This is a genomic window from Rhodovibrio sodomensis (assembly GCF_016583645.1).
GTDB classification, from domain to species: Bacteria; Pseudomonadota; Alphaproteobacteria; order Kiloniellales; family Rhodovibrionaceae; genus Rhodovibrio; species Rhodovibrio sodomensis.
Window position 1 is genome coordinate 1 of record NZ_NRRL01000171.1, and the last position, 7,479, is coordinate 7,479.

Sequence of the window (7,479 nt, forward strand, 5' to 3'; positions counted from 1 at the left end):
GGCCCGTCCACGCCCCGCGGGCGGCCGCGCCCGCGGGGCGTGGACGGGCCTACTCGAAGCGGTGGCCGAACCGCGCGGCCTTGGTCGCCAGGTAGCGCTCGTTGTGCCCGTTCGCCGGGAAGGCGTGCGGCACCCGCGCGCGCACCGGGATGCCGCAGGCCGCGAGCGCGTCCAGCTTGTCCGGGTTGTTGGTCAGCAGCCGCACCTCGGCGATGCCGAGCTGGCGCAGCATCCCGGCGGCCGGCAGGTAGACCCGCTCGTCCGCGTCGAAGCCGAGCGCGATGTTGGCGTCCAGCGTGTCCACGCCAGCGTCCTGCAGGCGGTAGGCGCGCAGCTTGTTGACCAGGCCGATGCCCCGGCCTTCCTGCGCCAGGTACAAGAGCACCCCGCCGCCCGCCTCGGCGAGCGTCTGGATCGCCCCGCGCAGCTGGTCGCCGCAGTCGCAGCGCAGGCTGCCCAGCAGGTCGCCGGTGAAGCATTCGGAGTGCAGGCGCACCAGCACCGGCTGGCGGGTGTCCGGCTGGCCGATCACGATCGCCAGATGCTCCGGCCCGCCGTCGCGCGGGCGGAAGGCGTGGACCCGTGCGTCCTCCGCGCCCGCCAGCGGTACCCGCGCGTCCGCCACCGGGTGCAGGTCGGCGGCGGCCGCCGCCTGCGCGGCCGCCAGATCGTCGGCCGCCAGATGGATCAGGTCGTGCTCCCGCGCCCACGCCTCGGCCGCGCCGCCGTCGAGCGCCACCGGCACCGACAGCACCGCCGGCAACAGCCGGCTCAGCCGGGTCAGGCTCAGGGCGCGCGAGCCCAGCGGACCGGCCGCCTCGATCCGATCCACGGTGGGCAGGCTGCGCTCGGCGGGCGCGGTCGGGTCGGCCAGCGCCAGCAGCGCGGCGGCGGTGCGTTCCGGCGTGTCGCTGGCGATCCGCAGGTCGACCGCGTCCGCGCCGTCCGGCACCTGCAGCCCGAGGGCCGCGGCCCGGTTCGCCGTCACCGTCAGCGCCGGGGGACCGCCGGCCAGCCGGCGCAGCCGCTGCGCCCCGTCGCCGCCGGCCTCCTCCGCGGCCAGGGCCAGCAGCGCCGCCCCGGTCGTCAGGGTCAACAGCACCGGGTCGCCGCGGCGCAGTTCGCCCGCCGCCCGGTCGATCCGCCGGCGCGCGGCGGCATCCGGGCTGGGGGACGGTGCGCTCTGGGCAGGACGGGGGGACGGGTGGCTCATACGGCTTGCGGGCGGTTCTTGGTGTTATACGGTTCACGTGCGGGCAGGTTGGGGCGCGCGGACCGCACGCCCGCGCAGCTTAGCCGGGCGCGCGACGGCCTGTCATCCGCGCGCGACGCCCGGGCGATCCGCGGCCAGCCGGACCCGAACCCGGGCGGTATCCGGGAAAGTGGGGCTTCGCGCCAGCGGCGCAAAGGTGTAGCACGGTCGGAGCATGGCGGGTCGCGCGCCCGCCGCCGGCGAGCACGAGCAGGGAGATGCCCCGGATGGCGGAGATCGTGTACCGCGACTGGGACCGGGCGCGCCTGGATGCGGAGGTCAACCTGCGCGCCCGCTGGCCCGAGCACGCCCAGTTCATCGAGCGCTGGGCCCGCGACAGCGCGGCCGTGCGCGGCCGGCGCCACGGCCTGATCGATCTGGCTTACGGCAGCTCGCCCGGCGAACGGCTCGACCTGTTCCCGGTTCCGGGCGCGGACCGGGCGCCGGTGCTGGCCTTCATCCACGGCGGCTACTGGCAGGCGCTGGACAAGGGGCACCACAGCGACCTGGCCCCGGCGTTCGTCGACCGCGGCATCGCGTTCGCCGCGCTGAACTACGACCTCGCGCCCAAGGCTAGGATCGGCGACATGATCGCGCAGGTGCAAAGCGCCCTGGCCTACCTGCACGACCACGCCGGGCGGCTGGGCCTGGACCCGGCGCGGATCTTCGTCGCCGGCCATTCGGCGGGCGGGCATCTGGCGGTCAGCGCGCTCGACCGCGCCTGGCCGCCAAAGCGCGGCCTGCCGCGCGACCTGGTCAAGGGCGGGCTGTCGCTCTCCGGCGTCTACGATCTGGAGCCGATCCGGCTCAGCTATCACCAGGCGGTGCTGAGCCTGGACGCCGACGAGGTCGCCGCCTGGTCGCCGATGCGCGCCCTGCCGGCGGATGCCGGGCCGCTGCTGCTCGCGGTCGGGGGGGACGAAACCAACGAGTTCCGGCTGCAGCAGGACGCGTTCCGGGACGCCTGGCAGGCGGCCGGGCTGCGCGCGCGCATCGTCGATCTGCCGGGCCGCCACCACTTCGACGTCGTGGAAACGCTGGCCGACCCGAACCACCCGCTGCACGCCGCCCTGGTCGACCTGATCGAACGCGGCGAGCTGCCGGCCTAGCGCGCGGGCAAGAGCCAGCCGGAAGGTATGGCTTCGGCGATTTCGCCCCCGCCTGAGACCGCGGACGGCCGGTCAACCGGCGGACACGTTGTCGTGACACGCCGCGCGCGGCCGGGCACGGCGGCTTGCGCCCCCGGGGGCGCGGTGGTAAGGGCGATTCGGGCAGGTCAGAGCAAGATGCCGAAAGGTGAGGCCACCTTTCGGCATCTTGCTCTCTCTGCTTCAAGCCGTTGGAGCAAAATTCACGATGAAGGTCGACTCGACCTTCATCGATTTTGCTCGAGGCAATCCGCCGGCCGGCCCTGCACGCCGGTCCAGCAGCCGAGGACACAGACCCATGACGGCCGCGACGGGCAAGAAAATCCTGCTGGTCGACGACGACGACACGCTGCGCGAATCGCTGGGCGAACAGCTGCGCCTGCACGAGGAGTTCGTCACCCAGGAGGCGGAGACCGGCGCCAAGGCGATCGAGCTCGCCAAGGCCGAGCATTTCGACGCGATCCTGCTCGACGTCGGCCTGCCCGACATGGACGGCCGCGAGGTCTGCCGGATCCTGCGCCGGAACAACGTCTCCTGTCCGGTGGTGATGCTGACGGCCGCGGAGAGCGACGCCGACACCATCCTGGGCCTGGACGCGGGCGCCAACGACTACGTCACCAAGCCGTTCCGCCTGGGCGTCCTGCTCGCCCGCCTGCGCGCCCAGTTGCGCCAGCACGAGCAGAGCGAGGACGCCGTCTTCACGATCGGTCCCTACACCTTCAAGCCGGCGGCGAAGCTGCTGCTCGACCAGAGCGAGCGCAAGATCCGCCTGACCGAGAAGGAAACGGCGATCCTGAAATACCTCTACCGCAGCGGCGACAAGACGGTCGGCCGCGACACCCTGCTGGGCGAGGTCTGGGGCTACAACGCCGCGGTCACCACGCACACCCTGGAAACCCACGTCTACCGGCTGCGCCAGAAGATCGAATCCGATCCGACCAACGCCGAGATCCTGGTCACCGAGGCCGGCGGCTACCGGCTGGTGCCTTAGCGCTCTCATTCAACAATTGATCCCCCTCCTCCACTGGGAGGAGGGGCAAGGGGAGGAAGGACCACGGGCATATGCCGTGCTTACCTCCTCTCCCTAGCCCTCTCCCCCCACTGGAAGAGAGGGGGTTGGGGTGCGGAGTGTGGGTGAACTAAGCCGCCGCCGTGCGCCCCAGGCGGACGCTGAGCCACATGCCGAGCGCCAGCGCGCCGGCGGTCACGGTGCCCAGGATCGGGGCGGCCCAGGTCCAGCCGCCGGCCAGTTCGAACGCCTGGGCGAGCAGGATCGGGCCCATCAGCACGCCGGTGTTGCGGCCGGTCATCATGATCCCGAAGGCGCGCGCGTTCGCCTGGCCCTGGCCGGCGATTCGGCTGGGCGCGGCGAACAGGCAGGTCGGCACGATCCCGGCCCCGATGCCGTAGAGCACCAGCGTGCCGACGCCGAGCGCGCCGTCGCCCGCCAGCGGCAGCAGCGCCCAGGTGCCCGCCTGCACGCCGAGCCCGATCACCAGCAGCCGGCCGACCGCCACGCCCCGCTGCACCAGCCGCCCGGTCAGCAGGATCGACGGCAGCATGATCGAAACCGGCAGGGCGTAGCCGAGCAGCGCGCCGTCGACACTCAACCCCAGGTCGACAAGGTACTGCGGCAGCCAGGTCATGTAGGCGAAGTACTGCGTCGACCACAGCATGAACACCCCGGCGGTCAGGGTCATCGACACGCTCTGCCCACGGCTCAGCCGGCCGTCGTCGCCCGCCTCGGCCGCGCCGGCGTCGCGCCGACCGCCCAGGTCGACGCCGCCGCGCCGCCACAGCGCCGCCAGCCAGACCGCCAGCGCCGCCGTCAGTCCCAGGCCCAGGTACCACAGCCCGGGCCAGCCGGTCAGGCGGAATGCGGGCCCCGCCGCGCCGATCGCGATCAGCTGGCCGACTGGGATCCAGGCGGCGGTGGCCGCGACCACCAGCGGCAGGGCGTGCTTGCTGGCGCTGGCATTGGCCAGCACGGGCCCGGCGATCGCCAGCACGGTGAACGCCACGCCCTCGAACAGCCGCGCGCCCAGCACGGTCGCGCCCGAGCCTGGCAGGGCGAGCGTGACCAGCAGGCCCGCGGTCATCAGCCCCAGCGCCAGCGCCACCGGCCATCCCGCCCCGTGCCGGGCGATCGTGCGCCCCAGCAGCAGCGACAGCAGCAGCCCGGCGACCGCATAGGCGGACATGAACCCGCCGGCCAGACGCGAATCGTAGCCGTAGGCGTCCAGCATCAGCGGCAGGGCCGGCGGCATCTTGAACTGCTGGAACGCGGCGTAGCAGGCGATCGCGAGACCGAAGGCGACGCCGGTCCGGTTGCTGCGCTCACGCATGGCGGGTCCGGAACGGGGTGGTCGAAGCGGCGGGTGCGCCCTGGCATACACGCCCGTCGCCGGATCGTCACTGCCGTGCGTGCCGGCCGGCATGGCAGGATGCCGCGTCCGCCCCGACCATCTCAGCGACGAGGTTCCATGACCGCCGTTCGTGCCCGCCTGCGCCGCCTCGCCTTCGGCCTCGCCACCGTGCTCGGCGTGCACCGCCGGGGGATCTTCATTCCCTACCGCTACGCCGACCGGCTGCCGGCCGCCGGCCGGTCGGACGCCTATCCCCAGCAGGGCGCGCTGCTCAACGGGCGCGAACCGGCGATGCGGGGGTGGCTGGATGCGCTCGACGGGTTCGACCGGGACTTGCGCGCGATCCCCGAAACCGGCGGCCCGCCCGCGCCGCGCTGGAACCAGGGCTGGTTCGCCCCGCTGGACGCCGCGATGGCGTATACGGTGGTGCGCACGCGCAAGCCCCGGCGGATCGTCGAGATCGGCTCCGGCCACTCCACCCGCTTCCTGGCGCGCGCCGTCCAGGACGGCGGCCTGGGCACGGAGATCACCTGCATCGACCCCGAGCCGCGCGCCACCCTGGACGGTCAGCCGGTCACCTTCCGCCGCGAGACGCTGCAGCAGGCCGGGCTGGCGGCGGTCGCCGAGCTGCTGCCGGGCGACCTGCTGTTCGTCGATTCCAGCCACGTGCTGGCGCCCGGCAGCGACGTCGATCTGGTGCTGACCCAGCTGCTGGCGCATCTGCCCCAAGGCGCGCTGGTGCAGTTCCACGACATCTTCCTGCCCGACGACTTCCCGGCCGACTGGGCCTGGCGCGGCTACAACGAGCAGTCCGGCGTGGCGCCGATCCTAACCGCCGGCTGGCGGGTGCTGTTCGCCAGCCACTACGCCACCACCCGGATGGCCGACCGCGTGCGCTCGGGCACCTTGGGCCGGCTCCAGGGGTCCGCCGAGGCGATCCCAAGCAGCCTGTGGCTGGAGAAGACGGCCGGGCGGCTGTAGGGGGGATGTCCCGGACATCCGATAAAAGTAATCCCCCTCCTCCACCTGGGAGGAGGGGCTAGGGGAGGAGGGGCCACGAGCGCTGACGCCGAGGGCAACCTCCTCTCCCTGTCCCTCTCCGCCCAGTGGAGGAGAGGGGATAAGTTTGGGAGGAGAGGGGACTTTCAGGGTGGCGGGAACGCGAGCACGATGCCGCCGCGTCGCCTCACGTCCGGCTCACGCGGTTCTGATAGGCCAAGCCGGGGCCAGGCGGCTATTCTGCCCGGCATGAGCGAGATTACGCAGCTGCCCCGTCCGCTGGAGCGCTGGCCCGGTCTGGTCGGCCAGCTGCTGGCCGCCGACGCGACCACCCGCGGCCGGCTGCCGGAGCGCGTGCGCCGGCAGGTCACCCGGCAGCAGGACGCGACCGAGCGGCTGATCGGCTGGATGCAGCTCGCCGTGGTGCTGGTGTTCGGCGTGCTCTACTGGCTGTCGCCCAAGACGTTCGAGGCGCACGACACCTTCCAGCCGGTGCCCTACGCGCTCGCCGCCTACCTCGGCTTCACGCTGATCCGCCTCAGCGCGTCCTATCGCACGCACCTGGCGGACTGGTTCCTCTACCTGTCGATCGCGATCGACATGACGCTGCTGTTCGTTCTGATCTGGTCGTTCCATCTGCAGTACGAACAGCCGCCGAGCTTCTACCTGAAGGCGCCGACGCTGCTCTATGTGTTCATCTTCATCGCCCTGCGCGCGCTCCGGTTCGAGGCGCGTTTCGTGCTCGCCGCCGGGCTGACGGCCGCGGCGGGCTGGGGCCTGATGGTGCTCTACGTGGTGACGGTGAACCCGGAAGATCCGATGATCACCCGGAACTACGTCACCTACATGACCTCCAACGCGGTGCTGCTGGGCGCGGAGTTCGACAAGATCATCTCGATCCTGACGGTGACCGGGATCCTGGCGCTGGCGATCCGCCGGGCGCGCACCCTGCTGGTCTCCAGCGTCGCCGAGAGCGCGGCGGCGCGCGACCTGTCCCGCTTCTTCTCGCCGGAGGTCGCGGACAAGATCGTGCACTCCGAGGAGATCGGCGTGGGCGCGGGCGAATCCCGCGACGCGGCGATCCTGAACCTGGACCTGCGCGGCTTCACCCCGCTCGCCGAGCGCTGTCCGCCGGACGCGGTGATGCGGCTGCTCGCGGAGTACCAGGCGGAGATGGTGCCGATCGTGCGCAAGCACAGCGGGTCGATCGACAAGTTCCTGGGCGACGGCATCATGGCGACCTTCGGCGCCTCCGCCGGCACCGACAGCTACGCCGCCGACGCCCTGCGCGCGCTCGACGAGATCATGGCCGCGGCGGCCGCCTGGCAGGCCCGGGTGGAGGCCGACGGGCGGCCCTGCGTGCCGGTCAACGCCGCCGTCGCCGCGGGCCGGGTGGTGTTCGGCGCGGTCGGCGAGCAGGACCGGCTGGAATACACCGTGATCGGCGAGGCGGTGAACCTGTCGGCCAAGCTGGAAAAGCACAACGCCGTGCTGGGCAGCCGCGCGCTCGCCACCCGCCACGCCTACGACACCGCCCGCCAGCAGGGCTACCGCCCGGCCGAGCCGATCCGGGAGTTGCCGGGCGCACGGATCGAGGGCGTGCGCCAGCCCGTCGACCTGGTGCGGATGGCGTGAGGCCCGGCGATCCCCTCATTTGTAACTTATCCCCCGCCTCCAGCGGGAGGAGGGGGATAAGTTACAAATGAGGGGATCG

6 protein-coding genes are annotated in these 7,479 nt (G+C 72.5%); 4 read left to right on the top strand and 2 right to left on the bottom strand.

All coding sequences use genetic code 11. The features are described from left to right. Positions 1 to 49: 49 nt before the first annotated feature. Positions 50 to 1,213, bottom strand: coding sequence for a GTP cyclohydrolase II (locus CKO28_RS25890; RefSeq protein ID WP_200344052.1), 1,164 nt, complete (start codon positions 1,211 to 1,213; stop codon positions 50 to 52). 266 nt (positions 1,214 to 1,479) lie between these two features. On the opposite strand from CKO28_RS25890, the gene CKO28_RS25895 reads away from it, so the two are divergent. Further along, on the top strand, positions 1,480 to 2,361 hold the full coding sequence (locus CKO28_RS25895) for an alpha/beta hydrolase (protein WP_200344054.1): 882 nt from the start codon (positions 1,480 to 1,482) through the stop codon (positions 2,359 to 2,361). Between the two features lie 337 nt (positions 2,362 to 2,698). After that, positions 2,699 to 3,391 (top strand): response regulator transcription factor, encoded by a 693-nt coding sequence (locus tag CKO28_RS25900; protein ID WP_200344056.1) that lies wholly within the window; start codon positions 2,699 to 2,701, stop codon positions 3,389 to 3,391. Between the two features lie 148 nt (positions 3,392 to 3,539). On the opposite strand, the gene CKO28_RS25905 is transcribed toward CKO28_RS25900, so the two are convergent. Continuing rightward, a complete protein-coding gene (locus CKO28_RS25905) occupies positions 3,540 to 4,745 on the bottom strand; it encodes an MFS transporter (protein ID WP_200344058.1) in 1,206 nt (401 codons plus the stop codon). A 138-nt stretch (positions 4,746 to 4,883) separates the two neighbouring features. Between CKO28_RS25905 and CKO28_RS25910 the strand changes: the two genes are divergently transcribed. Both CKO28_RS25910 and CKO28_RS25915 read left to right on the top strand, forming a co-directional pair. Continuing rightward, on the top strand, positions 4,884 to 5,747 hold the full coding sequence (locus CKO28_RS25910) for an O-methyltransferase (protein ID WP_200344060.1): 864 nt from the start codon (positions 4,884 to 4,886) through the stop codon (positions 5,745 to 5,747). Between the two features lie 267 nt (positions 5,748 to 6,014). Then, a complete protein-coding gene (locus CKO28_RS25915) occupies positions 6,015 to 7,400 on the top strand; it encodes an adenylate/guanylate cyclase domain-containing protein (protein WP_200344062.1) in 1,386 nt (461 codons plus the stop codon). Positions 7,401 to 7,479 lie beyond the last annotated feature (79 nt).